Raw genomic sequence first — 25,869 nt, forward strand, 5'->3', positions numbered from 1 at the left:
GTATCTAAGGGTTTTCCCGATAGCCCAACGCATCCACTCCTACGCCATTTGCGCCTTGAACGTGGCGGTTTAATCCTGCACCATCCGCACCAGCTTATTCAAAGGACGGAATTAAAGGCATGCTGGACGCGAACGCAACCCATATTTCCCTGACGCTGGAAGGCGTTTCCGTTGACCTGCAAGTGCTCAGCTTCGTCGGTCGCGAAACCCTCAATCAGCCGTTCTGTTTCGACATCGAACTGGTCAGCGCCCGTCCCGACCTGAAACTTGAAGAGTTACTGCACAAGCCTGGCTGCCTGACCTTCGGCGCCACCGGCAAGGGCATCATTCACGGTCTGGTCTATCGCATCGAGCAAGGCGATTCCGGCAAAAGCCTGACGCGCTACAGCATCAGCCTGGTCCCGCAACTCGCTTACCTGCGCCACAACCATGACCAGCAGATCTTCCAGCATTTAAGTGTGCCGAAGATCATCGCCCAGGTACTGGAGGCGCGCGGCATCCTGTCTGACGCCTACAGTTTCCAGCTCGGCGCGATCTACCCCGAGCGCGATTACTGCGTGCAGTACGACGAATCCGACCTGCATTTCATCCAGCGTCTGTGTGAAGAGGAAGGCATTCACTTCCACTTCCAGCACAGCGCCAGCGGCCACAAACTCGTCTTCGGCGATGACCAGACGGTGTTCCGCAAACTCGCACCCGTGGCCTACCAGCAAGACTCCGGCATGGCCGCCACGAAACCGGTGATCAAACGTTTCAACCTGCGCCTGGAAACCCGCACCACCCGCGTCAGCCGCCGCGACTACGACTTCGAAAAACCACGCATCCTGCCCGAAGGCGCCGCCAAGAGCGCTTTCGCCCCGGACCTCGAAGACTACGACTACCCCGGCCGCTTCCTGACCCGCGAGCGCGGCAAACAACTGGCCACCCGCGCGCTGGAGCGCCATCGCAGCGATTACAAACTGGCCGAAGGCAAAGGCGACGAGCCAACCCTCGTCAGCGGCCACTTCATGGCCCTGAGCGAACACCCGCGTGCCGAGTGGAACGATCTCTGGCTGCTGCTCGAAGTCGTGCACGAAGGCAAGCAGCCGCAAGTGCTCGGCAAAAACGTCACCAGCGACGTCACCCATAACAAAGACGATTTCCATCAGGGCTACCGCAACCGCTTCCTCGCCACCCCTTGGGACGCGCACTTCCGCCCTGCCCTCGAACACCCGAAACCGAAAGTCCTCGGCAGCCAGACCGCCATCGTCACCGGCCCGCCCGGCGAAGAAATCCACTGCGACCAATACGGCCGCGTCAAAGTGCAATTCCACTGGGACCGCGACGGCCAGGCCAACGACACCACCAGTTGCTGGCTACGCGTCGCCACCGGCTGGGCCGGCAGTGCCTACGGCGGCATCGCCATCCCGCGCGTCGGCATGGAAGTCCTCGTCACCTTCCTCGAAGGCGACCCCGACCAACCGCTGATCACCGGCTGCCTGTTCCACAAGGAAAACGTCGTCCCCTACGACCTGCCGGCGAACAAGACCCGCAGCACCTTCAAAACCCTGAGCTCGCCGGGCGGCAAGGGCTACAACGAGTTCCGCATCGAAGACAAGAAAGGCGCGGAACAGATCTACCTGCACGCCCAGCGCGACTGGGATGAAAACATCGAACACGACCAGAAAATCCGCATCGGCAATGAACGCCATGACACGGTCGAGGCCAATGTTTTCAGCGAGTTCAAGGTTGAAGAACATCGCATCACGCAACTGGATCGCAAGACTGAAGCGCGGGCGGATGATCACCTGACCGTGGCGGTGACCCAGCATGTGAAGATCGGCACAGCGCAGTTTGTCGAGGCGGGTCAGGAGATTCATTACCACGCTGGCGAGAAGGTGGTGGTTGAAGGCGGAATGGAACTGACGGCCAAGGCTGGCGGGAGTTTCGTCAAGGTGGATGCGGGGGGGGTGACGATCAGTGGGGCTGAGGTGAAGGTGAATACCGGGGGCTCGCCTGGGGTGGGTACGCCTGCTGCGCCGTTGTTGCCGGGGCCGATGAAAGCGGCGGATGCGGATAGAGCGGGCAAAGTCCCGATCCCGTTGCCCAAACGCTTGAATGAATCCGGTATCACCCCTTTGTGCGGCAAACAGAGCAACGGCGCTTGCAGCCGTAAGGATTGCACATGCATGTAAAAGCGTTGAACGACCTCCTCGCCGAATCCCGTCATGCGTTCGAGCAACTTCCAAGAGAATCATCCAGCCAAGCGCTGTGTTTCATCATCGACCGTACTCGCCAGCCTGAAGCCATGAGCCGCCTCTACCGGGTCGGCGAGCCAATGAATTCTCAAGGGCTGTTCATAGGCACCGATTTCGCCGAGATCGCCGCTGACGGCCCCTTGTGGCTAACCGCGCCTTGGGGCAGCCGACTGGCCGCCGAAGCCGCAGCGCTTTGCGCAGAAAACTTTGCCGGCATCGCCCTGACCACTGACGACTCGATCAAGGCCTTGGCCCATGCACGCTGGCTGCTACGCGCCAATGACGGTTCCGGTGGCCAAAGCCTGCTGAGCTATCACAAGCCAAGCCTGTGGGCTGCACTGGCCTACTCCGCCGGCGAAACCGCCCACCAGCTCTTCGGCCCGTGGCAACACGTCTACGCCCCTGCCCCAACCCATTTCGGAGCCCGCAACGGCAACTGGGTGAGCTGGCGCCCAGTCTCGGAACTCAAATGGCTGGGCGACGTCTCGGCATTCAACCTGCCAGAAGATGCGCCGAAGATCCAAGAGCGACTGGGTTGGGTCTACTGGGTCGATGAACAATACGCCGCATTCGGCGAACCGACTGACGAAGAGCTGCCCAACATCGCGACAAACCTTGATGTATTGGTCGCTCACAACATCTACGAAGGCCGGCATTTGCTCAAACTGGCCGACATCGCCAACGGCCCGCTGCTCGAAACGCAGCCCCAAGCCATGGCCATCCTGCAATCCAGGGAAGAGTCGTTTATCAAGGTTGAACAGCTGAAGCAACTCGCCACCAGCGCCGCCTGATGAACCCGTCCGCGTAACGAATGAATGGAAGCATTTATGGAATCCAATACCAGTACTACACCTGACACCTCAACGGCACCTGCTGCACCAGCAGCAGAAGAAACCTGTGCGAAGCCACCACGGGACATCGGCGAGCAGCCCGACGCTCCGGATGAAACGCCAGGCTCGCATGACAAAGTAAAAACGCCGTGTTCAACAACCTACGGCAGCGCGATTTATGACACTGAGAACGAGTCATTCTGGCTGCTTCCAGATCGCACAACCTCGGCACTCAAAGAAGCGGCTAATGATTTGGATCAAAAGGTCAGCACGAGCAAATCACCCGAGGAACGTAAAAAAGGCCTTTACAGCACCGGCTTGCTTGAATACTTCCTCGAACCCAAGTTGGGTAACTTTCTCGCGGGCGAGCAGCAAGCGCGAATGCTCGAGATTGAAGCGCAATACCCTAGCATCAGTGATCTCGATGCTACCTTGTTAGTGGCGCAGCAGCAGAGAAAGGCTGCTGCGGTGCCTGTCCCGACGCCCTCGACGCCGCTCACCCGACTTGAACAAGATGACATCAAAAAGTCCGAGTGGATGGCCGCGCAACAAGACGCAACGCGGGTGCGCGGAATTCATAGTGAATGGCAAACGTTGAAGCGCGTCGCCATCACCGCCGCCAAAGAAAAGGGCTACGCCTACGAAAGTGGAAATCTGTACTCGCCCGAAGCCATTGCGGCTCGCGAGGGCGTGCAGAAATACCTCAAAGCTAGAGAAACCCTACTCAAAGAAAAAGACCTGGCCACTTTAGGCTCCGCTGAACTTGCGCCATTGCTGGCTGCAGACAAAAAGCGGCTAGACGATGTCGCGACTTGCGGGACGAATAACCAACTCCCTCTGTGTACTTACGTGCGCGATCAGGAAACACAGCGCTTAAAAAGAAAAGCGATCTATGTTGCTTACCTTGATTCCATTACCCAGGTTGCTCAATACGGAATCGCCCTACCCGAATTCGCCCTGATTCCTGCAACTGGCGCTTCGGTCGAAGGTGGTGTCGACTTGTTCAAGCAATACCTGGCGCTTGAGAAGAAGCAAACAGAAGTCAACGATCGCCTCAGCACAAAATATAAAGGCTGGATCGAAGCTAGCGGCCGGCAAGCCAAAGCTCCGGCAAACCTTGTTTCCCTCGAGCGTGCCGAATGGGACCGTTTGCAGGCAGAAAAAGAAAAGTTGCGGCTACAGGCTGAGAAGAACATGGAAACCGCGCCCGTTCGACGGCACCTTTTGTGGGAGCCGGAGCAATTCCAAGCCAAGCCAATGGATCGGCTCGTCAAGGATGGTTTTCCGCTGCATGAAATGAGCATGTTGGACGATCTGAAGAAACCACTGACTTACCTCAGTATGTATTCGCTTCCAAGACTTCAAAAAACACTCAAAGACGACTGGAAAAAGGTCGGCGCCAAGGTCAAAGACCTTAAAAAGCGTCCAGGCAACAGCACTGGAAAAGCGGCCACCGACAGTGAACTTAATTTATTCGGCCAATGGCTAGCACAGGAAGGCGCACTGCGAATCAAGGACCAGGAAAGTGACTGGTTTTCTGCTGAAGGCTGGTTCGAGATTGAAAAGTTCTACAGTTTCCTGCACGCCAAAAAGTACGAAGTCAGCGGCCTTGAAAGTGCGAGCTCCCGTAAAGAATGGGGCGTACGCTTGCAGCAAGTTCTGTTCAAAGACAATGTGCGCAAGACTTTCCGCATATTCGATATCAGCCCACAGGCGCAACTGGTTCGCTGCCTGACGTCGTCGTCCAAGGACATTATCCACGGATCAACCAAGGTCGAAGGCCCCGCTTTTACCGTAGCGGAAGGATTTAAAGCTTCGGCCAAAGCGTCATTCGGCGTCGACCTTGCCCGTGGCGAAGTCGAACTGTTCAAAGTCGATCTACCGGAACGCAGCAAAGCCAAAGAAATCAAATTCACCTATCTGGACGCTAGTAGCGTCCAGCAAACCCTCAATCTGGGCCGGTTTTCGTTGTATCTCGGCGCCAAGGCCTGGGGTTATGCCGGCGCTTCCCTGCTGCTTTCCTCCGAGATAGCACTGGATGTTGGCAACGCCGGATTCCATTTGGCCCCGCCTGAACCTGTGGTCCGTACCGGAGACAAGCGAGACTTCGCTCAGACGCAAACCAGCAACCAAATCAAGGGAGCCCCCACCAACCTGCAAGTGCAGAGTGGAGGCAAAGCGGCATTCAATTTATTCGCAGGTTTGCAATCAGGAATCATGGTTACCGGCGCCTTGAACTGGGCCCCTCCTTCCGAAGTCGCGCTGCTGCAAAGGGCACCCTCACCCGGGTCTAAAGGCTCGATGAAGGCCAACGAGTGGTTCAGCCTCGCCCGTTTGACCGCTGAACTAAACGTGGCGGCGGGTTTGGGCGCCAAGGGCGAAGCGAGTATTTCGCTGTATGATGGCCGCTTGATTCTGGTGCTGAAGGCTTCGTTGGTAGCGGGGCCAGGTGTGGGTGGCGCTTTCAAGTTCGAAGTGGGTTACGACGCGGTGACAGAGTTGATCAACCTGTTTCGGCGAGAGCTTTATAAAAACAAGCAGAATCCGTTTATTATGGTGGATGACAAGGCATTTACCTTGATGTCCAATTTAAATACTTTGGCTGTATGTGGTTTCGATGTAGGGATGGTGTATTTACTGGGGATTGACATGGTTATGTCACTCTACGAATCGCTAACTGCCACGGGCAAAGGTGGACCGATTGCGGATGCTATTATTTATTATGGGAACCAAGCGGAATTAGAGGAATGGTGCGTTAACGCAATCCCGGGAGCTTTGGGCCCACTACTCATGACTTTAATAAGCCCTGCAGACGAATTCAGTATTATCAGCACCAATTCATCGGACAACAAAGCAGAACGCAAATACGACAAAAACCAAGCACACCTAATCCAACAAAGAGCAATTGAGCGTATTCTTAGATGGATATTAGATAACGCAAAAAAACAGAATACCGTCGATAAAGCCCAGAGCCAGTTCGAGGAGATCTGCATGCGCATGAATCGCTTTGGATTAAAGCCAGCGAATGAAACGCAACTTTATTGCGAAAATCGACTGGCGCTTGACAACTTTATGTCAGATGCGGTTCTAAGACTTGCTGATCCAGAAAACGAAAAAATGCGTACTCGATATGCTCAACATGTGAAATTATTAGGCGCAATTAGTGATAATTACTGCCAACGCAGCCAATTTTATGGCCGAACATATTTACCCGCCGGCAGAGCCGAGTACATTGGTCCGGGCCAGTAGAAACCGAGGACAACACATGCGCCAAAAACTCACACTCGCTACTGCAATTTTTTCCCTGCTTTTTTCTTGCCAATTGCTTGCAAAACCTACGGCTGAATTGACTGCAGCAAAACAAACGGGAATAGCTCTTTACAATCAATACAAGATGGTGCCTGCAATACAGTATTTGACGATAGCCGCAAAAGGAGGGGATGCGGAATCTCAGTACTATTTAGCCGAATCAATTAGAAATACAAAACGTTACATGACTGAGGAGGCGCAACAATGGTACGAGGAATCAGCAAACCAAAATAACATTTATGCAATGATACAGCTCGGACGAAGTGGTGATAATCTCTGTATCAATATGGGCAACTGCCCTAAAAGTACAAAAACACCGGCGCAATGGTTGAAAGGCGCGCTAGATTTGACGAAACCTGCTGCTGAAAGTGGTGATCCCGAAGCGATGTACTTAATGTATGAACTAACGCTTAAGGACGAATGGCTGGAGAAATCTGCAAATTCTGGACATGCATTAGCTCAATACTGGATGGCAATTGGAACCAGGCAAGGGGACGGCTTCTTCTTACCGTGGAAACGGCATGAGGCAGTCGGAAATTGGCTGAAACTATCTGCAGAAGGAGGCTACCCTCCTGCAATGATGGAGTACGCTGCGTTTATTTATGAGGATCAAGGCGATTTGGCGGTGGCACGTCATTGGATTATCGAAGCAGCCCAAAAAGGGTACAAGTCAGGAATCAGTAGTTACGGCGCATATTCGGCGCATTCACCATCACTTTACGACTTCCCATTAGATAGGATTAAAGGTTATGCGTTGACCTCATTACTATCTGAACTTGACGGCGGTGGAGATGTACAGGTCTACGTAAATGAAACCCTGCCGGAAATCGCCGAAAAAATGACATCTGAAGAAATTTCAGAAGCTAACGAATTTGCAAAAAACTGGAAAGCGACTCATCCACCTCTGTCATTTTTTCCTGATAAATTGAGTCGCTAACATAAATGAGCATCCACTTAGTATGCGCGTTATTAATTACTGCGCTTTCAAGTAGCGCACTCGCGCAACTATCCCAAAAAGAACAAGCAGCAAAAGTTCGGGGGCTAATCCTCTACAATCAATACAAAACTGTTACTGCCACCCCCTTCCTGACCGTTGCCGCTGAAGCCGGGGATTACGAAGCACAATATTTTCTAGCAGAATCATTGAGAACAAAAAACCACTACATGACCACCGAAGCCAGACATTGGTATGAATCTGCTGCTGCTCAAGGTGACCTGTATGCCATGATCCAACTCGGCCGCAGCAAAAATGATATTTGCGACCTGAAAAATGATTGCCCCAAAGATAAAAAGAAACCGGTTGAGTGGTTAAATGAAGCCCGAGATTTAGCAAAACCCAAAGCAGAAGCAGGAGACGCCGAAGCTATGTACATCATGTACGAGCTTACGCTAGAAAAAAGCTGGCTTGCAAAATCAGCCTCGGCCGGTTTTGCGCTTGCACAATATTGGATGGCCGTGGGCTACAAGCAAGGTGATGAATTTCTTCTACCATGGAAGCGCACGGAAGCAATTGAAAAATGGTTCAAAGCCTCTGCAGAGGGCGGATATCCAAAATCGATGATGGAATATGCGGCGATCTTGTACGAAAAGGGAGATATGGATGGTTTTCGCCATTGGAATGAACAAGCAGCATTGGCAGGCTACGCATCTACAGTTTATGGCTATGGATCCGATTTAGCTCATGAACCAGACAAATATGGCTTTCCATTCGACATAATTAAAGGCTATGCACTTGTATACTCTTTGAGAGAACTCGACGGCGGTGGCGGGATTCAGGCCAGAGTCGAAAGCAAACTCCCAAAAATTGCGGCAAAGATGACACCCGAACAGATAATTGAAGCTAAAGAGTTCGCTCAGAAATGGAAGATTACTCATCCTCCACTTTCATTTTTCCCTGATAAGCTGAGTCGTTAAACGCGGTGAAAATTTATTTTTATGGGGCCTATTAGCGCTGACATTTTTAGCTAGCGCGCAAACTCAACTAACACCTGAAGCAAACACAGCCAAGACAAAAGGAATAGCACTTTACAATCAATACAAATCAGTTTCAGCCACCCAATACCTAACAGTAGCCGCAGAGGCTGGCGACGCTGAAGCGCAATATCATTTGGGTGAATCGCTTAGGAGGAAAATCATTACAGGATTCCTGAAGCACGAAAGTGGTATGAGGTCTCCGCGGCACAAGGGGATGTTTATGCCATGATTCAGCTTGGACGTAGAGAAAAAGATCTATGTACGTTTTCAAATGATTGTCCTCCTGATATAAAAAATCCAGCGCCTACGGGCGCTGGATTGTGGGAATTTCAGAGGTCAGACCGGCGCCTTCCACCCCATCATCCGCTGCTGTGCCACCTGCAACAGATCAAAACCATCCTGAGTCAGCAGATAAAGCGCATGGGTAATGTGCGGAATATCCTGAACATCCCCGTGCTTGAAGCATTGGCAATGGAGGGTTTCAAGTAACTGGCTGGCGGCCCGGACCCGCTGTAAGGCGGCTTCGAGAATGTCTTGGGGATTGGCTTCGGTGTCGATCACCAAAGGACTTGAGTCGGTAACGCTGCTGTTGATTGAACGGTAGCGATCGGGAAACGGGTTTAGCGTAGGCATAGTAATTACTCGGGTATTAATTAGTAATCGCCAGCACCGTGACCAAACGGTGGGAGGCGGCTGTGTACAGGCTTGGTCAACCGACAACACCCAATCGGCTCGCCCTAAGGCGTCCCGCACACAGCCACCATTGCAACGCACCACGAGGACGTAGAAGTCCGCGACGCGAATCATGGCACACATATGTGCACTGTTCTCACAGGTGACCAAACCTGTCCGCTGATTTTGCAGCGAACCCAAACAGTAATCGCTCCTACCCATCAGGCGAAAGTCGACAAGGCGTCTGACCTTGTAGGACCAAGCCGAAGATCCCGTAGATCGTTTCCCACATGAAACTTCTGACAGAAACGCCCTCGCGACAGGCGGCGTTCAGCCGGGTTAACCATCCGTTAACCGCGCGGTCCAAGACTTTACTGGACCGCACGCCCTCAGGTTCCTCTGACGCCCAGTGCGGCAGGTTCGACGCTCAATCCGTCGAGCTGACTCAACGTCTGCACTGGAGATCGCTCCATGAACATCCGCACGCTGCTGATGACTTCCGCTCTCGCCTGCACCGCGTTTACTGGTCTTGCGCAGGCCAATGACACGTCGTCCTCGCAAGCCACCCCCTATCACTACGGCATGCCGCTGAACATCGGCAAAGTGGTCGCGCTGACTGAGCCGAACACGCTGGAATGCAAAGTGATCACGGCTGACATGAAGTACATCGATACGTCAGGCAAGCCTGAAGAAATCAGCTACCGGAAGCTTTCTGACGCTTGCAGTTATCAGAACTGACTGAAAGGTCTGATTTTGCACTTTGCGGTACTCCTGTGAGGGATCAGGCGCTATGCTTTGGCGCCTCCCTCACTGCCGCAAGGATCCGCCATGCAGTTATCGTTTCGTATCGTGTCGACCTTCACTTCCCTCCTCTGTTTTCTGCTGGCCCTGGTCTGGGGTTTGATGCCGGATGGGTTGCTGGCGATCTGGAGTATTGAGTATTCGTCTGTGGCAGGGTTTGTCGCGCGACGCAGTGCAGTGCTGTTCGCGGCGTTGGGCGTGATGTTTTATCTGGTTCGGAACGAGGCGCCGTCGGTCACCCGCAATGCGCTGAGCACCGGGTTTACCGTGGGTTGTTTCGGCTTGGCGATACTAGGTTTTGGCGAATGGCTCAATGGCCATGCCGGGCCGGGCATATTGCTGGCGGTGATGGTCGAATCGGCGCTGGGACTGGGGTTTGTCCAGGCCCGGCGCGTATCAGCAGAACTCGAAACGGCTGGTTAAAGCGCTTTCCCGGCGGGATGCAGTGGTCGATTCTCTTCCTGATGCTGCATCTCAGAGCGTAGACCGGCAATCAGGTCGTTTATTTCACGGCAACCGTTCAGGTGCTTGGCATCTATCCCGGTCTTTATCAAATCAAGGTGATCGGTTTTGCGGTCTGAATACACCTTGACGGTCATCGACAGGTCCGGCGACAGCGTGCACTGACAGCGCTTCGGCAGAAAACTGCTTTCAACGATATTGCGAAGTTCCAAGGCAGAAAGAAACATGACGACTCTCTCCTGATTGTGAGACTGCCAGAAAAATTCAACGTCGGTCCGTGGTGAAATCTCCCGCCGTTTCTTCCGTCGACGGAGTTTCTACGTTTCACACAGCAGACCGTCCTTGTGGTTAGAGCTGACTCAATAATGTCCTAGTCAACTTAAGATCTGCTTGAGCATAAAGCATGCCGCAAATTTCGCCGTGCAGCTCATCGGTAAATCAATGATTTAACGGACATGCCTGAAGATGGCCTCATGCAATCTGCAAGAAAGGGCAGTTTGAACCCTGCAATTTGCATACATTCCCGACCGGGTTTGCATTGGTGGCGGTCGGCAGTAAGAATGCGCCTGCCAATCCAGTATCCGCTGACCCTACTCACACGCAAGGAGGCATCATGGGTTCTTTGACCTGTATCAATACCGTCGGGCTGATTGTTGCCAGCCTTTCGAGCGTGGCCTGTGCGGCAAAGCTCGAAACCGTCGCGCCGTTCCCTAAACCGGAAAGCGGTTTTACCCGCCAGGTCATTCATGTAGCGCCGCAGCCACAGGAAGAAAACTTCCAGGTTGAGGTGCTGGCGGGCAAGACGCTGACGGTGGACTGCAATCGCCAACGTCTGGGCGGTATCCTTGAGGAAAAAAACCTTGAAGGCTGGGGCTACCCCTTTTACCGTCTGGAAAAAGTCATCGGCCCGATGAGCACGATGATGGCCTGCCCCGACGGCAAGAGTAAAAAGGCGTTTGTGCCGGTGGTCGGTGACGGCTTCATGCTTCGTTACAACAGCAAATTGCCGATCGTGCTCTACGTGCCCAAGGACGTCGAAGTCCGCTATCGGATTTGGTCGGCGTCGGACAAGGTCGAGAAAGCCGTTCAAGAGTAACCGCAGCGCCCCTCCTCACGCTGAGGCGTCGCTCAACGCGGCGCGCTCGGCGACATGCCGCAGGCTGTCAAAGTTGATATTGGCGCCCGAGTCGATCGCGATCAGGGTTTGACCACGCGCACCGGTTTGAGCGACGTACTTCTTGATGCCGGCCACCGCCAAGGCACCGGAGGGCTCGGTGATCGAGCGGGTATCGTCGTAGATATTCTTGATGGCGGCGCACAGTTCGTCGTTGCTGACGGTCAACACTTCATCGACGCAAAACCGGCAGACTTCAAATCCATAGGCGCCAATCTGCGCGACGGCCACGCCATCGGCGAACGTGCCCACGGTGGGCAGGACGATCCGCTCGCCAGCTTGTAACGCCGCGTACAGACACGCGGAGTGTTCTGATTCGACGCCGATGATGCGGACTTCCGGGCGCAGGTATTTGACGTACGCCGCGATGCCGGCGATCAGACCTCCGCCACCCACCGGGACGAAGATCGCATCCAGGGGGCCTTGTTGCTGGCGCAGGATCTCCATGGCCACGGTGCCCTGCCCGGCGATTACGTCCGGGTCATCGAAAGGTGAGACGAAGGTGCAACCGGTTTGCTCGGCGAGGCTCAGGGCGTATTCGAGGGCGAACGGAAAGCTCTCGCCGTGCAGCACGGCCTCTGCCCCCCGACTGCGCACCCCGTGCACCTTCAATGCGGGTGTTGTGCAAGGCATGACAATCGTCGCAGCGATCCCCAATTCACGCGCCGCCAACGCTACGCCTTGGGCGTGATTGCCCGCTGAAGCGGTGATCACGCCCCGAGCCTTTTGCTCATCGCTCAGTTGCACCAATTTGTTGTAAGCGCCACGGATCTTGAAGGAAAAGGTCGGTTGCAAGTCCTCACGCTTGAGCAGGATCTGATTACCCAAGGCCTCGGACAGCGCTGGCGCGGGTTGCAACGGTGTGCGCACGGCCAGTTCATACACCGGCGCGGCGAGGATCTTTTTCACATAGTGCTCAAGCAAGGCCTGCTGGGCGGGGGTGCTGCTCATGGTCGTCTCCTGACATTGATCGGGGCCCAGGAGACAGAAAGTAAAAACCCGCCTCTAGGGCGGGTTGGGTGCTGCAGTCGTGAGCTAGCCCGCCAAATAAGGAATGGCGGTAATAATGCTTGGCTGGCAGCGCAATACGGTGGAAGTCATGGCTGGAAATTAGCCGGGCGTTGCGGGCAAGTCAATGGTCAATTTTCCTCGGTCTCTGTAGGCTGGCGGACATCGCTCATTGTCCCAAGGAAGGAAACCATGAAGTCTGTCGCCCTGCCCCTCATTGCCTTGATCGCCTTTGCCGGCTACACCGTTTCCGTGATGTTTCAGGCGGAGCAGTCGTTGATCGACTTCGGCATCGGTTTGATGTCACGCCCGGATACTGCGCAGGTGGTGATTGATCTTTATCTGTTGGCGACACTTGCAGGCGTCTGGATGTACCAGGATGCGCGCAAGCGTGGGCAGTCGGGGTTATCGGTGATTCCGTATCTGCTGATTACGGCGGTTTTCGTGTCCGTCGGGCCGCTGTTGTACCTCGTGGTTCGGGGGCTCAAGAATCGCAGGAATTGCGGTGATGCACGCCAGCGAGTTTGATCCACAGTAGTGTTGTGTTGCGGATGGAGCCTTCGCGGGCAAGCCTCGCTCCTACATTGGAGCGTATCCCCCTGTTGGAGCGAGGCTTGCCCGCGAAGACGGCCTGACAGTCGACATCGTCATTTCGCCAGCCGCCTGAGCCCAAGCACCATCGCCCCCGCCCCAATCATCATCGCCGTCAGAAACAACGGATACGACACCCACCACGGCGTGTCCCCGGTCATCATGCTGAACTCGGACATGCCGCCAATGCTCGCAATCAGGTTCAGCGGCAAAAACACCACGTTAATTAATGTCAGCTTGCGCAGCAGATTGTTCATGCTGTTGTTCATCAGGTTGCCCCGGGCGTCGATCAGCCCGGAAAACACCGTGGAGTAAATTTCCGCCTGCTTATAGCACTGGTTATTTTCGATAATCAGGTCGTCGATCAGCCCGATGGCCTCGGCGCTGAAGTGTTCCTTGGCGGCATGATTGCGCAACCGCGTCAGCACTGCGCCGTTGCTGTGAATCGCGTTGATGTAATAGATCAGGCTTTCGCTGAGGTTGAACATCTGGATCAGGTGCTGGTTCTGCATCGAGGCGTTGAACTTCTGCTGCAACTCCCGGGCAACCAGCTTGATTACCTTCAGGTGGCCCAGATAGTGATGGATGTTGTTGAACAGCAGATCGAGCAGCACATCCAGCGGCGTGTTCAGCCGCTGCCGGGTGCCGAGCCCGTGCAGCGGCGCATCGTCGGTGGCGATCACCAGCAGGCGCTGTGCAGAAAACAACAGGCCACAGGACGACACTTCAAAGGCCAGGCTACCGGCACCGGAGTAATTTTCCGGGCGCTTCCAGATCAGGAACAGGTTGTCGGGGTGGAACTCGATGCGCGACACCTCGTCAGGGTCCAGGGCCGAGGCCAACGCGTGCTCATCAAGCTTGAAATGGCTGTGCAACAGGTCCCGTTCGGCGGCATCGGGGTTGCTGAACAGCATTACCTCGGCATCCAGTCGTTCGACGGCATGCAAGGCGCCGCCGTCCAGTTGAAAGCTTTTGATCATCGGCCGATCACCAGGCCTGGCCGCGACGTTTCAGTTCCAGGCGACGGACGAACTCTTCCAGTACCAGCGAATACAAGTCGTCCTGCAAGTACGCATCTTCGATGCCGGCGTCCATGTTCGGGTTATCGTTGACTTCGATCACCACCACTTTGTCGCCGGACTGCTTGAGGTCCACGCCGTAGAGGCCGTCGCCGATCAGATTGGCGGTTTTCACGGCCAGGTCCACCACGGCGCGCGGCGCTTCGTGAACCGCCAGGGTGCGGCATTCGCCGTTGATGTCCTGGCCCTTGGCCTTGTGGTTGTAGATTTGCCAATGGCCCTTGGACATGAAGTATTGGCAGGCGAAGATCGGTTTGCGGTTGAGCACGCCGATACGCCAATCGTATTCGGTGTAGAAAAATTCCTGGGCCAGCAACAGCACCGAGTGTTCGAACAGTTCGGCGGTCGCTTCGAGCAAGGCTTGCTGGCTTTCGACCTTGATCACGCCCCGGGAGAAACAGCCGTCGGGGATCTTCAGCACCAAGGGAAAGCCCAGGCGCTCGCCGACCCGTTCGAAATCTTCCGGTCGTTCCTTATAAAGGATTTCGGTGGCGGGCATGCCGAGTTGATGGCTCTTGAGCAGGTCGGTCAGGTAGACCTTATTGGTGCAGCGCAGGATCGACGCCGGATCGTCCATCACCACCAACCCTTCGCTCTCGGCTTTTTTGGCAAAGCGATAGGTGTGGTTGTCAACGCTGGTGGTCTCGCGAATCAGCAGGCCGTCGTATTCTGCAATGCGTGCGTAGTCCTTGCGCTCGATCAGCTCGACATCAATGCCCAAGGTCTTACCGACGCGCACGAAATTATCCAGCGCCTTCGCATTGGAAGGAGGCAAGGCTTCCTGCGGATCATGCAGGATGGCCAGGTCATAACGGGCCAGCCGTCGTGAGCGTGGCACACGCCAGATCTTGCGACTGAAACTGTCCAGTGAGTTGGCAAATTGATCTTCCTGGTCTTCACGTAACTTATGCAACGCCCCGGACTTTATACCTTCGATGTGCCAGCCATTCGTTCGGCGAAACTCAACTAACAATATCGGACAGGGAAACACTTCAAACAACTGCCGTGCCAGATCCTGCAAGGGCTCTATATTGGTTTTGCCGAAGTACAACGTCAGGGTAAAGCCTTCGGTGTCGCTGTAAAGATGGTTACTGAGGGCTTTTTCCAGGGGTTTATCCAGGTCATCAAGGGCCAGGCCGTACAACGACTTCTTGGTCAGCTCACTGATGGTGCGCACCGACGGAATGACCTTGTGTCCCCGCGCTTCGGCCAGCAACGAGCAGTAATAGCCGTGTCCCAGATACTTGTAGCTGCGGCACAGGTTGATCACCTGGACCCGTTTGCCCTGTTCGTTGTCCCGCGTCTGTTCGAGGTATTCCTGGGCGCTGACAATGTCCTCGCTGGGGAAATACGAGGCCCAGTCTTCCTTGCGTTCGACGATGATTATCAACTGACTTGAAGTTCTGCCTGCGTCATTTAAATAAGTTGCTGCCGGCAAAGTTTGCTCGGATACTTCGCGCCAATGACCTTGTACCGCTGACATAGTGATTGATCCGTTGGAGAACAAGACCTTTCCTATTAAGCACGAACTTTTTCGAAAGTCCCGTTTCGTTACGTAACTTTTACGGCGGTCATATGAACACTGTCTTTCGCTTGGCGGTAGTTGAAGACTTACCCGCGCTGCTGGAACTCGAACAGCAATGTTTCACCACGGACCGGCTCAACAGTCGCAGCTTTCTGTGGATGATCACTCGAGCGCACGGGCAGTTGTTGGTGGCCCAGCATGGCGAGCAATTGGTCGGCTATGCGGTGGTGCTGTTTCACCGAGGCACCTCGCTGGCGCGGCTTTACTCGATTGCGATCGCGACCGAGGCCCGCGGCAGCGGACTGGGCAAGCAGTTGCTCGAACGCATCGAATCCTGCGCCCTTGAACATGATTGCGCCTACTTGCGGCTTGAAGTGCGGATCGACAACCCCGCGGCGATTGCCTTGTATGAGCGCAATGGTTACCGGCGTTTCGCGCTGATCCATGATTATTATCAGGACCATGCCGATGCGCTGCGCCTGGAAAAACGCATTCTTGAGCACTGCGATTCGCGCAACATCCAGGTCCCGTGGTACCGGCAGACCACCGATTTCACTTGCGGCCCGGCGTGCCTGTTAATGGCCATGGCAGCGCTGCAAGGCAATCGATGGCTGGAGCGTCGCGAAGAGCTGCAAATCTGGCGTGAGGCGACGACGGTGTTCATGACCGCAGGCCATGGCGGCTGCAGCCCTCAAGGCCTGGCACTGGCGGCATGGCGCCGTGGATTTCGGGTACGTCTGCAACTGAGCATGGAAGGGCCGCTGTTTCTCGATGGCGTGCGCGATGAGCATAAAAAGGACGTAATGCGTCTGGTGCACGAGGAGTTCACCACGCAGCTACTCGAGACGGATGTGGAGCGAGTGATCGGCGGCCCGCTGAACCTCCCTCGGCTACTGGACGATGGCGGACAACCACTGGTGCTGATCAGCAGCTATCGGCTGACCCGCTCCAAGGCGCCGCATTGGGTGATCGTCACCGATTGCGATGACGAATTTGTCTACCTGCACGACCCGGATGTGGACCACAGCCAACATCGCCAACCGATGGACTGCCAGCATTTGCCGGTCAGCCACGGCGAGTTCGACAAGATGTGCAGTTTTGGCCGGGATAAGCTTCGGGCGGCGGTGATTATCTACTGCCGAAAATAGACCTGTGGCGAGGGAGCTTGCTCCCGCTGGGTGCAAAGCGCCCCATTCAAGCGACTGCTCCGCAGTCGGACGGGAGCAAGCTCCCTCGCCACAAAACCCCCAGAGAAGTCGAATCGGGTTACTTCAGGCCTACCTTGTACAGCCCGCCGTCGTCCTCATCGGTCAGCACATACAAGTAGCCGTCCGGCCCCTGTCGCACATCGCGGATGCGCTTGTTGAGTTCGCCGAGCAAGCGCTCTTCGTGAACCACTTTGTCGCCATCAACCTGTAAGCGGATCAGCTCCTGGCTCACCAGCGCACCGATGAACACGTTGTGCTGCCACGCCTTGAAGAGATCAGCGTCGTAGAACGCCATGCCACTGAGGCCGGGGGATTTTTCCCAGACATGGTGCGGCGCCACGGCGCCTTCTGCGGACTTGCCCTCGGCTTCCGGGATTGGTTGTCCGGAATAGTTGATGCCGTGGGTCGCCAGCGGCCAGCCGTAATTCTTGCCGCGTTCGATGATGTTGATTTCATCACCGCCGCGGGGGCCATGCTCGTTTTCCCAGAGCACGCCAGTCCATGGATTGAGCGCTGCGCCTTGCGGATTGCGTTGGCCATAGGACCAGATTTCCGGGCGTACGCCCGACTGCCCGACAAAGGGGTTGTCGTCCGGCACCTTGCCGTCCGGGTAGATTCGCACGACCTTGCCTTGCAGCTTGTCGAGGTCCTGAGCGGTCGGCCGATCGTTGTTTTCGCCCAAGGTGATGAACAGGTAGCCGTCGCGATCAAACACCAATCGTGAGCCGAAGTGGTTACCGACTGACAGCTTCGGCTCCTGGCGGAAAATCACTTTGAAGTCCTTGAGGGTTTTCAGGTCCTCGGACAACTGGCCTCGCCCGACCGCCGTGCCGGCCTTGTCGCCCGCACCACCGCCCTCGGCGTAAGACAGATAAACCGTCCGGTCCTGCTTGAAGTCGGGCGACAGCACCACGTCCAGCAAGCCGCCCTGCCCCTTGGCCCAGACCTTTGGCACCCCATTGATCGGTGCCGAGAGCTTGCCATCGTAATCCACCACTCGCAGGTTGCCGGGCCGTTCGGTGACCAGCATGCCCCTGCGATCGGGCAGGAACGCCAGAGCCCACGGATGTTCCAGGCCCTTCGCAACTTGCCAGACCTCAAGGGTGCCTTGTTCGCTTTTCATCTCCTGGGGCGTTGCCGCAAGAACGGGTGCCGTGGCGGTGATCAGTATGCTGGCGCAGAAGGTGGCCAAGAGGGTTTTACGCAACATGCACGATTCCTTTTGTCGTTCGAATAGCTGGCAAGAACGCTGTCCTGCCGTTCAACGGTTGCTTGTGCCTGCATCTCGAGGGGGCGGATTGGGAATGAATTTGGGTGGGCTGGCGGGAGCGGTATGGTTCTGGGGATAGCGATTGCCGATGCCGCCGTTATCAAGGGTCGGTGGACGGGGCACCGGGACGGTATTTGGCCCGCGAATGACCGGGGCTGCGGGTTGTGTGCCTTGCATGCTATTGGGATTGGCCCGGCGGATCGGGCTGTTGTAGGGGTTGCTGGAATTGCCCGTGGGGCTCTGGGCCAGCAGCATCAACGAAGGTGGCGAGGCCTGGGCCAGCTGACTCATCAGGCCACTGAATGCCAGTACGGTGCAGGCGAGCACGAATCTGTTCATGGGAAGCCTCTGGGCGTCAGCGTGGATAGAATCTTCGATAGCACGCTACGCCCGGGGTTCGGATTTGTTAACTAAAACCTCTTTCTTAAGATGTAACACCAGTTGACGGTCCAGCAGGACCGGGCCGCAGCCCGCTGAAACTTTTGCGCCGCGCCGCGGGTCACCTGAACACATCACTCGCGAGTAGACGACCATGGCACGGGCAATCTGGAAAGGCGCAATCAGTTTCGGGCTGGTGCATATCCCTGTGGCGCTGGTGTCGGCGACGTCCTCGCAGGGGGTGGATTTCGACTGGCTCGACAGCCGTAGCATGGAGCCGGTCGGTTACAAACGCGTCAACAAGGTCACCGGCAAGGAAGTCACCAAGGAACACATCGTCAAAGGTGTGCAGTACGAAAAGGGCCGGTACGTGGTCCTCAGTGAGGAAGAAATCAAGTCGGCGCACCCGTTGTCCACGCAGACCATCGACATCTTTTCTTTTGTCGACGCCGAACAGATCCCCCTGCAAAACATCGACACGCCCTACTACCTCGCGCCGGATAAACGCGGCGGCAAGGTCTATGCGCTGTTGCGCGAAACCCTCAGCAAAACCAATAAAGTCGCCCTCGCCCATGTTGTCCTGCATACCCGACAGCACTTGGCGGCGCTGATGCCCCTGGAATCGGCCATGGTGCTGGTCATGCTGCGTTGGCCCGCTGAAGTGCGCAGCCTCGATACGCTAGAGCTGGGGCCTGAGGTGACCAAGCCCGAACTGGCCAAGGGCGAACTCGACATGGCCAAGCGTCTGGTGCAGGACATGAGCGCCAACTGGAAGCCCGAGGATTATCGCGACAGTTTTGAAGACAAGATCATGGCGCTGGTCGAGAAGAAGGCGAACGAAGGCAAGATCGAGGATGTGGAAACGGCGACGGGTGAAGAGGAACGCAAGACAGCTGATGTGATTGATTTGACTGAATTGCTTAAACGTAGTCTGGGTGGCAAGACTGCCGGCAAGGCCAAACCGGCGGCTAAACCTGCAGCGAACAAAAAAGCCACGAAGACGTCTCGTGGCTGATTGTTGTTTTCGCGTTGGCTGTCAGGCCCCCTTCGCGAGCAGGCTCACTCCTACAAGTGATCGAGGTCAACTGTAGGAGCCAGCCTGCTCGCGAAGGGTTTGCAAGCCGGCATACAACATTCAGATCAGCACAAATACCGCCAGCAACCCACCAAAAATCGCCCACTTTTCAAGGTAGTAAAGTTTGCGATTACGCTTCTTCAGCGCCTTGCCCCGCAGCCGAATCGCGTAGATTTTGGCAAACAGCCGGTTGATGCCCCCAGTCTTGTCCCCGGCATCATTCGGCGCGCCCGCCGCTGACATCACGTTACGGCTGAACCAGCCATTGAACGCCGCCGCCCAGCGATACTTCATCGGCCGCTCGACGTCGCAGAACAGAATGATGCGGTTCTGCTGGGTGGTGTTTTCGGCGTAGTGAATGAAGGTCTCGTCAAACATCACCGCTTCACCGTCGCGCCAGTGGTAGTTCTCACCATCGACGTTGATGTAGCAACCGGCATCGTTCGGCGTTTCCAGGCCCAGGTGATAACGGTACGAGCCGGCGTAGGGATCGCGGTGGCGGACCAGTTTGGAACCCGGTGGCAACTCGGCGAACATCGCGGCTTTGATCGACCCGATGCTTTGCACCAACTCAGTGGTGCGCGGGCAGAGTTTCATCGCCGAAGGATGGCTGTCGCCGTACCACTTCAGGTAGAAACGCTTCCAGCCGGTCTTGAAGAACGAGTTGAAACCGACATCGTCGTATTGGTTCGAGCGCTTGATTTCCCCGGCCCTGAGAAGGTTCTGGCCTTCGGCGCGAATTTCTTCCCAGTGCGCCTGCAACGGACTCAGGTCCGGGAAATCGGCCGGGTCGAGATAAGGCTTGTTGGGGATTTTCGAGAACAGATAAAGGAAACAATTGATCGGCGCGAGAAACGACGAGTGATCGCTCAGTTGGCGGCCCAGCTTGTGGCGCACCCGCCCACGCAGATGGACGTAGGCAATGGATACAACGTAAATAGCGGCAATGATCAGTTTCACAGAAATCGTCACATGTCAGAAGTGAACAAACTGCGTCCCCGGCCAACCTAGCGGCCCAAGGGTCTTGTGCAGCGTCTGAATACGAAACAGCGGTCCCGGTGGCGCGTCCTTGAGCCTCTGCCGACGGTCGGCGCCTGTTGAAAAGTGGCATTTTAGTCTCATTTTGTAACCAATAGTTAACCTTCAAATGTGAAAATCTGTCCGCTGGTGCCACCAAAGCGCCCGTGCGGCCTCAACGCCCTATCGTTTAAAGAGCCAGACCAGTACAATCGCCGCCAAACATTACGCGCCCCCCTTGGTTGATGACGGGAATGAACCCCGTCTCAGCGCACTTCGACTCGGGCCAAGCGCTCCAACTGCTGCTGTCCACTTATTGCCAGATGGACCTTCCGCTTCTGACCGGGATGCATTTCCCGTGGTTTGAAAAACGGAAACGGGTACTGAATCGGTACTGCCGCAACCCTAGCTACTCTGAATGCTTCGCAGGAAAAACCTTTGATCTCTACAGCTAACATCACGATGCAGTTCGGCGCCAAGCCGCTATTCGAAAACGTTTCGGTCAAGTTCGGCGCGGGCAACCGCTACGGCCTGATCGGCGCCAACGGTTGCGGCAAGTCGACCTTCATGAAAATCCTCGGTGGCGACCTCGAGCCGTCCGGCGGCCAGGTCATGCTTGAGCCGAACGTGCGTCTGGGTAAATTGCGCCAGGACCAGTTCGCCTACGAAGAATTCACCGTCATCGACACCGTGATCATGGGTCACGAAGAGCTGTGGAAGGTTAAAGCCGAGCGCGACCGCATCTACTCGCTGCCGGAAATGACCGAAGAAGACGGCATGGCCGTGGCCGAGCTGGAAACCGAGTTCGCCGAAATGGACGGCTACACCGCCGAATCCCGTGCCGGTGAATTGCTGTTGGGCCTGGGTATCGGCATCGAACAGCACTTCGGCCCGATGAGCGAAGTGTCCCCGGGCTGGAAACTGCGCGTATTGCTGGCTCAGGCGCTGTTCTCCGATCCTGAAGTACTGTTGCTCGACGAACCGACCAACCACCTGGACATCAACACCATCCGCTGGCTGGAAAACATTCTGACCCAGCGCTCCAGCCTGATGATCATCATCTCTCACGACCGTCACTTCCTGAACAGCGTGTGCACCCACATGGCTGACCTGGATTACGGCGAGCTGCGCCTGTTCCCGGGCAACTACGACGAGTACATGACCGTGGCGACCCAGTCCCGCGAGCAACTGCTGTCGGACAACGCCAAGAAGAAGGCACAGATTTCCGAGCTGCAATCGTTCGTCAGCCGCTTCTCGGCCAACGCCTCGAAAGCCAAGCAGGCCACTTCCCGCGCCAAGGCGATCGACAAGATCCAGTTGGCCGAAGTCAAGCCTTCGAGCCGTGTGAGCCCGTTCATCCGTTTCGAACAAACCAAGAAACTGCACCGTCAGGCTGTCATTGTCGAGCGCATGGCCAAAGGCTTCGACGGCAAGCCGCTGTTCAAGGACTTCAGCTTCCAGGTTGAAGCGGGCGAACGCGTCGCGATCATCGGCCCGAACGGTATCGGTAAAACCACCCTGCTGCGCACCCTGGTCAACGAACTGACCCCGGATGCCGGCACCGTGAAGTGGACCGACGCCGCAGAACTGGGCTACTACGCCCAGGACCACGCGCACGACTTCGAAGACGACTGCAACCTGTTCGACTGGATGGGCCAGTGGACCCAGGGCGGCGAGCAAATCGTTCGCGGCACCCTCGGCCGCATGTTGTTCTCCAACGACGAAATCCTCAAGTCGGTCAAGGTTATCTCCGGTGGTGAGCAAGGTCGCATGCTGTTCGGCAAGCTGATCCTGCAAAAGCCGAACGTGCTGATCATGGACGAACCGACCAACCACTTGGACATGGAATCGATCGAAGCGCTGAACCTGGCGCTGGAAAACTACCCGGGCACGCTGATCTTCGTCAGCCACGACCGTGAGTTCGTATCGTCGCTGGCCACCCGCATCATCGAGCTAAGCCCAAGCGGCGTGATCGACTTCAGCGGTACTTATGATGACTACCTGCGTAGCCAGGGCGTTGTGTTTTAAGAGCAGCTATTAGTTTCAAGCTGCAAGCGGCAAGTAAAAGCCCTGTCCTGGTGACGGGGCTTTTTGCATTCGAGGCTGAATGGATTTGGGTGCCCTCAACCACAACGAATATAGTTAGCCTGCTTCCTTTTATATCCCACCCAAGCCATGATGCAGTTCTCCCACCGCCGACCGCGAACGAGCCGTCATGTCTGTGCAGCAACTGCCACCGCAAAGCTCCATGGCGATCACCCTGCAGATCGTCTCCATCGTTTTCTATACCTTTATTGCCTTCCTCTGCATCGGCCTGCCGATTGCGGTGTTGCCGGGCTATGTCCATGAGCAGTTGGGTTTCAGCGCGATCGTCGCGGGACTGACCATTGGCTCTCAATACCTGGCCACCCTGCTCAGCCGCCCGATGGCCGGGCGCATGTCAGACACCATTGGCACCAAACGGGCGATTGTCTACGGCCTGTCCGGGATTGTGCTGAGCGGTGTGCTGACGTTGATTTCAACCTTGCTGCAAAGCTTTCCACTGCTGAGCCTGTTGATCCTGATCGCCGGACGTTTGTTGCTCGGCATCGCCCAGGGCTTGATTGGTGTGGGCACGATCAGCTGGTGCATGGGCCAGGTCGGCGCGGAGCACACCGCGCGCTCGATTTCGTGGAACGGCATTGCGTCTTACGGCGCCATTGCGATCGGGGCGCCGCTGGGCGTGGTGATGGTCGCCGAGTACGGCTTCGCCAGCCTGGGGATCGCGTTGTCATTGCTGGCCTTGGCCGCCTTGTTGCTGATCCGCAATAAACCCTCGGTGCCGGTGATTCGTGGCGAACGCCTGCCCTTCTGGGCGGTGTTCGGGCGCATTGCGCCCTTCGGTGCCAGCCTGAGCCTGGCCTCCATCGGTTACGGCACCCTGACGACCTTTATCACCTTGTATTACGTCAGCCGTGGCTGGACCGGCGCGGCCTGGTGCCTGACGGTCTTCGGGATCTGCTTTATTTTGTCGCGCTTGCTGTTTATCTCCGCGATCAGCCGCTTCGGCGGTTTCACCTCGGCGATTGTGTGCATGAGCATTGAAACGGTGGGCCTGGTACTGCTGTGGCTAGCGCCTTCGACCGCTTATGCGCTGATCGGCGCGGGCCTGGCCGGGTTCGGTCTTTCGCTGGTGTACCCGGCGCTGGGGGTGGAAGCAATCAAGCAAGTGCCCAACTCCAGTCGCGGCGCGGGTTTGAGTGCTTATGCGGTGTTTTTCGACCTGGCACTGGCGATTGCCGGGCCGTTGATGGGCGCGGTGGCGTTGAATCTTGGGTATTCGTGGATTTTCTTCAGTGCGGCGATGTTGTCTGTCACCGGGCTCGGCTTGACCTTATTGCTGAAGCGTCGCGCAATCAGCTGACACCGCAGGGCTGGCGCGGAAATTACTGATCCGCAGTCTGCATCCCGGCCCGGGTAGGCTTGCCCAACGCGTGCGAGAAGAACCGCCCGGCTTCGGACACCATGTTGCGATGGATGTCCTCGCGGTCGACGCCATCGGCATCGGTGCACAGCGCCGGCATGGCGGCGATCTGCTCTTCATTGCACGGCGCCATGAACACGAAGTGCCCTGCCCCGGCCAGCAATTTGAAGTCTGGTGCAATCGGCAGTTTGCGCGCCAGGGCGGCGGCATTTTTGTCGAACGCCACCAGTTTGTCGCCATCACCGCTGTAGAGCAGCACTGGCACATGTACGTCAGCCAAGGTGTGGCGGCCGAATTTCAGACTCAGCGGCGCCATCAGCAGCAAGGCATGGACACGTGGATCCGCCACAGGCTGCAAATCATCCCGGTCGACAATCAGCTCGCCCTGGGTGTTACAGGCATCGTGGTCGTCCGGGCGTTCCTGGCAGTAGCGGCGCAGACGATCCAGGTCAGGCGTGGCGCCGGAGAGGATCAGCGCCGTTTCGCCGCCCGCCGAGTAACCGATCACGCCGACCTGATCGGCATTGACGAAAGGCGCGAGCATACGGTCGCCCAGGGTCGCGGTAATGGCTTCGGAAATCTGGATGGGCCGGCCGTAAAGGTTACTCAACGTACCGAGGCGGCTGTGGTCTTTGGAGTTGTCACCGGGATGGATCACCGCCACCACCACAAACCCTTTGCGTGCCAGCGAGGTGGCGAGGTCGTGCAGCGCCAGCGGGGTACCGGTGTTGCCGTGGGACAGCATCAGCATCGGGAAACGGCCCATGGCGACGCGGGTGTCTTCCCCTGCCTCGACCGTGTAACCCTCGATTTTGCTGGTGTGTTCCCGGTCGCTCGAGGGATAGAACGCGATGGCGCGCATCGGCTGCAAGTCCAGAGGATCGAGAAAGCTCATCTCATGGAAGCCGACGCTCCAGTGAGGGTGCGGCGCAGGCGCGGCGTGCACTGAATTCAGGCTGCTGAGCAGGCAAATCAGAAACGTTGCACAAAGACGCACCATGGGATGCCCCACCTTGTTACTGGACCGGAGTCGGTAACCCTCGACTGCATAACCCGGGCCACAACCTGTAATGACCAGAAACAAAAAACTCTGCATCTGGCACTTGCGTGATCAGAATACAGAGTTTTTTGGATGGTGCCTGAGCTGTTTGAGCGCTTTACGCAAGCCTTACGCGGCGGCGAACAATTGCTCGCTGATTTGCGTGTGGGCATCGCTCATGGCTTTGGTGCGCACTTCGTCACCGTAGGCCAGGCCATGGGCACGAACAAACTCAATGTCGGTGATGCCGATGAAGCCGAACAGCACCTTCAAGTACTCTTCGTGCGCAACGCCAGTCGCCTGACCGGCATGCAGACCGCCGGACGTCGAGACGATCACGACTTTCTTGCCACCGCACAGGCCTTCAGGGCCCGCTTCGGTGTAGCGGAAGGTCTGGCCGGCAACGGCAATGCGGTCGATCCAGGCCTTGAGTTGGGTCGGGATGGTGAAGTTGTACATCGGCGCTGCGATGACAACGGCGTCGGCCGCGAGGAATTCGGCCAGGGTGGTGGCGCTGAGTTCGGCTTCGTGCTGTTGCGCGGCGTTGCGCAGTTCAGCGGTGGTGCCGGCGGCAACCAGGGTGGTGGCGGAGAAATGGCTGATGGCATCGGCGGCCAGGTCGCGGTAGGTCACCACCGCGGTTGGCTCGGCGGCTTGCCAGGCTTTGACGACTTCGCTGCTCAGCAGACGGGAAGCCGAGTTGTCACCAAGAATGCTCGAATCGATATGCAGCAGTTTCATAAGGGATCTCCAGGTG

General features: G+C 56.5%; 22 protein-coding genes and 1 pseudogene. 13 read left to right on the plus strand and 10 right to left on the minus strand.

Annotated features, from left to right (window positions below; translation table 11 throughout):
* Positions 1-119 precede the first annotated feature (119 nt).
* Genes RHP74_RS15740 through RHP74_RS15760 form a run of 5 tightly spaced genes read left to right on the plus strand, consistent with a single transcriptional unit; the run spans position 120 to position 8,290 of the window.
* A complete protein-coding gene (locus RHP74_RS15740; RefSeq protein WP_311095782.1) occupies positions 120-2,174 on the plus strand; it encodes a type VI secretion system tip protein VgrG in 2,055 nt (684 codons plus the stop codon).
* Positions 2,165-3,028, plus strand: a complete 864-nt coding sequence (locus RHP74_RS15745) for a DUF4123 domain-containing protein (RefSeq protein ID WP_311095783.1) — start codon at positions 2,165-2,167, stop codon at positions 3,026-3,028. The genes RHP74_RS15740 and RHP74_RS15745 overlap by 10 nt, the downstream gene beginning before the upstream one ends.
* 36 nt (positions 3,029-3,064) lie before the next feature.
* Positions 3,065-6,316, plus strand: a complete 3,252-nt coding sequence (locus RHP74_RS15750) for a hypothetical protein (RefSeq protein ID WP_311095784.1) — start codon at positions 3,065-3,067, stop codon at positions 6,314-6,316.
* 16 nt (positions 6,317-6,332) lie between these two features.
* Positions 6,333-7,313, plus strand: coding sequence for a tetratricopeptide repeat protein (locus RHP74_RS15755; protein ID WP_311095785.1), 981 nt, complete (start codon positions 6,333-6,335; stop codon positions 7,311-7,313).
* 5 nt (positions 7,314-7,318) lie between these two features.
* The gene (locus RHP74_RS15760; protein WP_311095786.1) at positions 7,319-8,290 is read left to right on the plus strand and encodes a sel1 repeat family protein; all 972 of its coding nucleotides are present in this window, start codon (positions 7,319-7,321) and stop codon (positions 8,288-8,290) included.
* A 396-nt stretch (positions 8,291-8,686) separates the two neighbouring features.
* Here the strand turns inward: RHP74_RS15760 and RHP74_RS15765 are convergent, their stop codons facing one another.
* Positions 8,687-8,983, minus strand: coding sequence for a hypothetical protein (locus RHP74_RS15765; protein WP_311095787.1), 297 nt, complete (start codon positions 8,981-8,983; stop codon positions 8,687-8,689).
* Between the two features lie 510 nt (positions 8,984-9,493).
* Here RHP74_RS15765 and RHP74_RS15770 point away from each other — a divergent pair.
* Both RHP74_RS15770 and RHP74_RS15775 read left to right on the plus strand, forming a co-directional pair.
* Positions 9,494-9,760 carry a DUF2790 domain-containing protein gene (locus RHP74_RS15770; RefSeq protein WP_077747819.1) on the plus strand — a complete coding sequence of 89 codons (267 nt, stop codon included), beginning with the start codon at positions 9,494-9,496 and terminating at the stop codon, positions 9,758-9,760.
* A gap of 90 nt (positions 9,761-9,850) precedes the next feature.
* Positions 9,851-10,246 (plus strand): hypothetical protein, encoded by a 396-nt coding sequence (locus RHP74_RS15775; protein WP_200666148.1) that lies wholly within the window; start codon positions 9,851-9,853, stop codon positions 10,244-10,246.
* On the opposite strand, the gene RHP74_RS15780 is transcribed toward RHP74_RS15775, so the two are convergent.
* Positions 10,243-10,512 (minus strand): DUF1652 domain-containing protein, encoded by a 270-nt coding sequence (locus RHP74_RS15780; protein WP_145307658.1) that lies wholly within the window; start codon positions 10,510-10,512, stop codon positions 10,243-10,245. The genes RHP74_RS15775 and RHP74_RS15780 overlap by 4 nt on opposite strands.
* A 386-nt stretch (positions 10,513-10,898) precedes the next feature.
* Here RHP74_RS15780 and eco point away from each other — a divergent pair, with 386 nt between their 5' ends.
* On the plus strand, positions 10,899-11,381 hold the full coding sequence (gene eco / locus RHP74_RS15785) for a serine protease inhibitor ecotin (RefSeq protein ID WP_083376697.1): 483 nt from the start codon (positions 10,899-10,901) through the stop codon (positions 11,379-11,381).
* A 27-nt stretch (positions 11,382-11,408) separates the two neighbouring features.
* Here eco and ilvA read toward each other — a convergent pair.
* Positions 11,409-12,410: pseudogene (gene ilvA / locus RHP74_RS15790) on the minus strand (threonine ammonia-lyase, biosynthetic); the annotation flags it as partial.
* Between the two features lie 249 nt (positions 12,411-12,659).
* Between ilvA and RHP74_RS15795 the strand changes: the two are divergent.
* Positions 12,660-12,995, plus strand: a complete 336-nt coding sequence (locus tag RHP74_RS15795; RefSeq protein WP_010460504.1) for a DUF2834 domain-containing protein — start codon at positions 12,660-12,662, stop codon at positions 12,993-12,995.
* A gap of 119 nt (positions 12,996-13,114) precedes the next feature.
* Here the strand turns inward: RHP74_RS15795 and RHP74_RS15800 are convergent, their stop codons facing one another.
* Positions 13,115-14,038, minus strand: a complete 924-nt coding sequence (locus RHP74_RS15800; RefSeq protein ID WP_010460506.1) for a magnesium transporter CorA family protein — start codon at positions 14,036-14,038, stop codon at positions 13,115-13,117.
* A gap of 7 nt (positions 14,039-14,045) precedes the next feature.
* Positions 14,046-15,620, minus strand: coding sequence for a RimK family protein (locus RHP74_RS15805; protein ID WP_145307664.1), 1,575 nt, complete (start codon positions 15,618-15,620; stop codon positions 14,046-14,048).
* Positions 15,621-15,712: 92 nt separating this feature from the next.
* Between RHP74_RS15805 and rimI the strand changes: the two genes are divergently transcribed.
* Positions 15,713-16,810 (plus strand): ribosomal protein S18-alanine N-acetyltransferase, encoded by a 1,098-nt coding sequence (rimI, locus tag RHP74_RS15810; RefSeq protein ID WP_311095788.1) that lies wholly within the window; start codon positions 15,713-15,715, stop codon positions 16,808-16,810.
* A 118-nt stretch (positions 16,811-16,928) separates the two neighbouring features.
* Here rimI and RHP74_RS15815 read toward each other — a convergent pair whose 3' ends face one another.
* On the minus strand, positions 16,929-18,080 hold the full coding sequence (locus RHP74_RS15815; RefSeq protein ID WP_311095789.1) for a PQQ-dependent sugar dehydrogenase: 1,152 nt from the start codon (positions 18,078-18,080) through the stop codon (positions 16,929-16,931).
* 51 nt (positions 18,081-18,131) lie between these two features.
* Positions 18,132-18,479: a hypothetical protein gene (locus tag RHP74_RS15820; protein WP_200666160.1), complete on the minus strand. Its 348-nt coding sequence runs from the start codon at positions 18,477-18,479 to the stop codon at positions 18,132-18,134.
* Positions 18,480-18,672: 193 nt separating this feature from the next.
* On the opposite strand from RHP74_RS15820, the gene RHP74_RS15825 reads away from it, so the two are divergent.
* On the plus strand, positions 18,673-19,533 hold the full coding sequence (locus RHP74_RS15825; RefSeq protein WP_311095790.1) for a Ku protein: 861 nt from the start codon (positions 18,673-18,675) through the stop codon (positions 19,531-19,533).
* A gap of 120 nt (positions 19,534-19,653) precedes the next feature.
* On the opposite strand, the gene lpxO is transcribed toward RHP74_RS15825, so the two are convergent.
* Entirely contained in the window at positions 19,654-20,553 is a 900-nt protein-coding gene (lpxO, locus tag RHP74_RS15830; protein WP_010460518.1) for a lipid A hydroxylase LpxO, read from the minus strand.
* Positions 20,554-21,048: 495 nt separating this feature from the next.
* On the opposite strand from lpxO, the gene RHP74_RS15835 reads away from it, so the two are divergent.
* Together RHP74_RS15835 and RHP74_RS15840 are read left to right on the plus strand one after the other, a co-directional pair.
* The gene (locus RHP74_RS15835) at positions 21,049-22,638 is read left to right on the plus strand and encodes an ABC-F family ATPase (protein ID WP_010460520.1); all 1,590 of its coding nucleotides are present in this window, start codon (positions 21,049-21,051) and stop codon (positions 22,636-22,638) included.
* Positions 22,639-22,825: 187 nt separating this feature from the next.
* Positions 22,826-24,013: an MFS transporter gene (locus RHP74_RS15840; RefSeq protein ID WP_083376690.1), complete on the plus strand. Its 1,188-nt coding sequence runs from the start codon at positions 22,826-22,828 to the stop codon at positions 24,011-24,013.
* Between the two features lie 22 nt (positions 24,014-24,035).
* Here the strand turns inward: RHP74_RS15840 and RHP74_RS15845 are convergent, their stop codons facing one another.
* The gene (locus RHP74_RS15845) at positions 24,036-25,073 is read right to left on the minus strand and encodes a dienelactone hydrolase (RefSeq protein ID WP_010460523.1); all 1,038 of its coding nucleotides are present in this window, start codon (positions 25,071-25,073) and stop codon (positions 24,036-24,038) included.
* A 168-nt stretch (positions 25,074-25,241) separates the two neighbouring features.
* Positions 25,242-25,853: an FMN-dependent NADH-azoreductase gene (locus RHP74_RS15850; protein ID WP_077747806.1), complete on the minus strand. Its 612-nt coding sequence runs from the start codon at positions 25,851-25,853 to the stop codon at positions 25,242-25,244.
* Positions 25,854-25,869 lie beyond the last annotated feature (16 nt).

It is taken from the genome of Pseudomonas sp. SG20052, assembly GCF_031766055.1.
In the GTDB taxonomy this organism is placed as follows: Bacteria; Pseudomonadota; Gammaproteobacteria; order Pseudomonadales; family Pseudomonadaceae; genus Aquipseudomonas; species Aquipseudomonas mandelii.

Bases quoted from the DNA above. Each gene is read 5' to 3' on its own strand.
- RHP74_RS15780 (WP_145307658.1), bottom strand. From the start codon at position 10,512: ATGTTTCTTTCTGCCTTGGAACTTCGCAATATCGTTGAAAGCAGTTTT.
- RHP74_RS15795 (WP_010460504.1), top strand. From the start codon at position 12,660: ATGAAGTCTGTCGCCCTGCCCCTCATTGCCTTGATCGCCTTTGCCGGC.
- RHP74_RS15770 (WP_077747819.1), top strand. From the start codon at position 9,494: ATGAACATCCGCACGCTGCTGATGACTTCCGCTCTCGCCTGCACCGCG.
- RHP74_RS15800 (WP_010460506.1), bottom strand. From the start codon at position 14,038: ATGATCAAAAGCTTTCAACTGGACGGCGGCGCCTTGCATGCCGTCGAA.
- RHP74_RS15850 (WP_077747806.1), bottom strand. From the start codon at position 25,853: ATGAAACTGCTGCATATCGATTCGAGCATTCTTGGTGACAACTCGGCT.
- eco (WP_083376697.1), top strand. From the start codon at position 10,899: ATGGGTTCTTTGACCTGTATCAATACCGTCGGGCTGATTGTTGCCAGC.
- RHP74_RS15745 (WP_311095783.1), top strand. From the start codon at position 2,165: ATGCATGTAAAAGCGTTGAACGACCTCCTCGCCGAATCCCGTCATGCG.
- RHP74_RS15750 (WP_311095784.1), top strand. From the start codon at position 3,065: ATGGAATCCAATACCAGTACTACACCTGACACCTCAACGGCACCTGCT.
- RHP74_RS15740 (WP_311095782.1), top strand. From the start codon at position 120: ATGCTGGACGCGAACGCAACCCATATTTCCCTGACGCTGGAAGGCGTT.
- RHP74_RS15775 (WP_200666148.1), top strand. From the start codon at position 9,851: ATGCAGTTATCGTTTCGTATCGTGTCGACCTTCACTTCCCTCCTCTGT.
- RHP74_RS15820 (WP_200666160.1), bottom strand. From the start codon at position 18,479: ATGAACAGATTCGTGCTCGCCTGCACCGTACTGGCATTCAGTGGCCTG.
- RHP74_RS15825 (WP_311095790.1), top strand. From the start codon at position 18,673: ATGGCACGGGCAATCTGGAAAGGCGCAATCAGTTTCGGGCTGGTGCAT.
- RHP74_RS15805 (WP_145307664.1), bottom strand. From the start codon at position 15,620: ATGTCAGCGGTACAAGGTCATTGGCGCGAAGTATCCGAGCAAACTTTG.
- RHP74_RS15765 (WP_311095787.1), bottom strand. From the start codon at position 8,983: ATGCCTACGCTAAACCCGTTTCCCGATCGCTACCGTTCAATCAACAGC.
- RHP74_RS15815 (WP_311095789.1), bottom strand. From the start codon at position 18,080: ATGTTGCGTAAAACCCTCTTGGCCACCTTCTGCGCCAGCATACTGATC.
- RHP74_RS15840 (WP_083376690.1), top strand. From the start codon at position 22,826: ATGTCTGTGCAGCAACTGCCACCGCAAAGCTCCATGGCGATCACCCTG.
- rimI (WP_311095788.1), top strand. From the start codon at position 15,713: ATGAACACTGTCTTTCGCTTGGCGGTAGTTGAAGACTTACCCGCGCTG.
- RHP74_RS15755 (WP_311095785.1), top strand. From the start codon at position 6,333: ATGCGCCAAAAACTCACACTCGCTACTGCAATTTTTTCCCTGCTTTTT.
- RHP74_RS15760 (WP_311095786.1), top strand. From the start codon at position 7,319: ATGAGCATCCACTTAGTATGCGCGTTATTAATTACTGCGCTTTCAAGT.
- RHP74_RS15845 (WP_010460523.1), bottom strand. From the start codon at position 25,073: ATGGTGCGTCTTTGTGCAACGTTTCTGATTTGCCTGCTCAGCAGCCTG.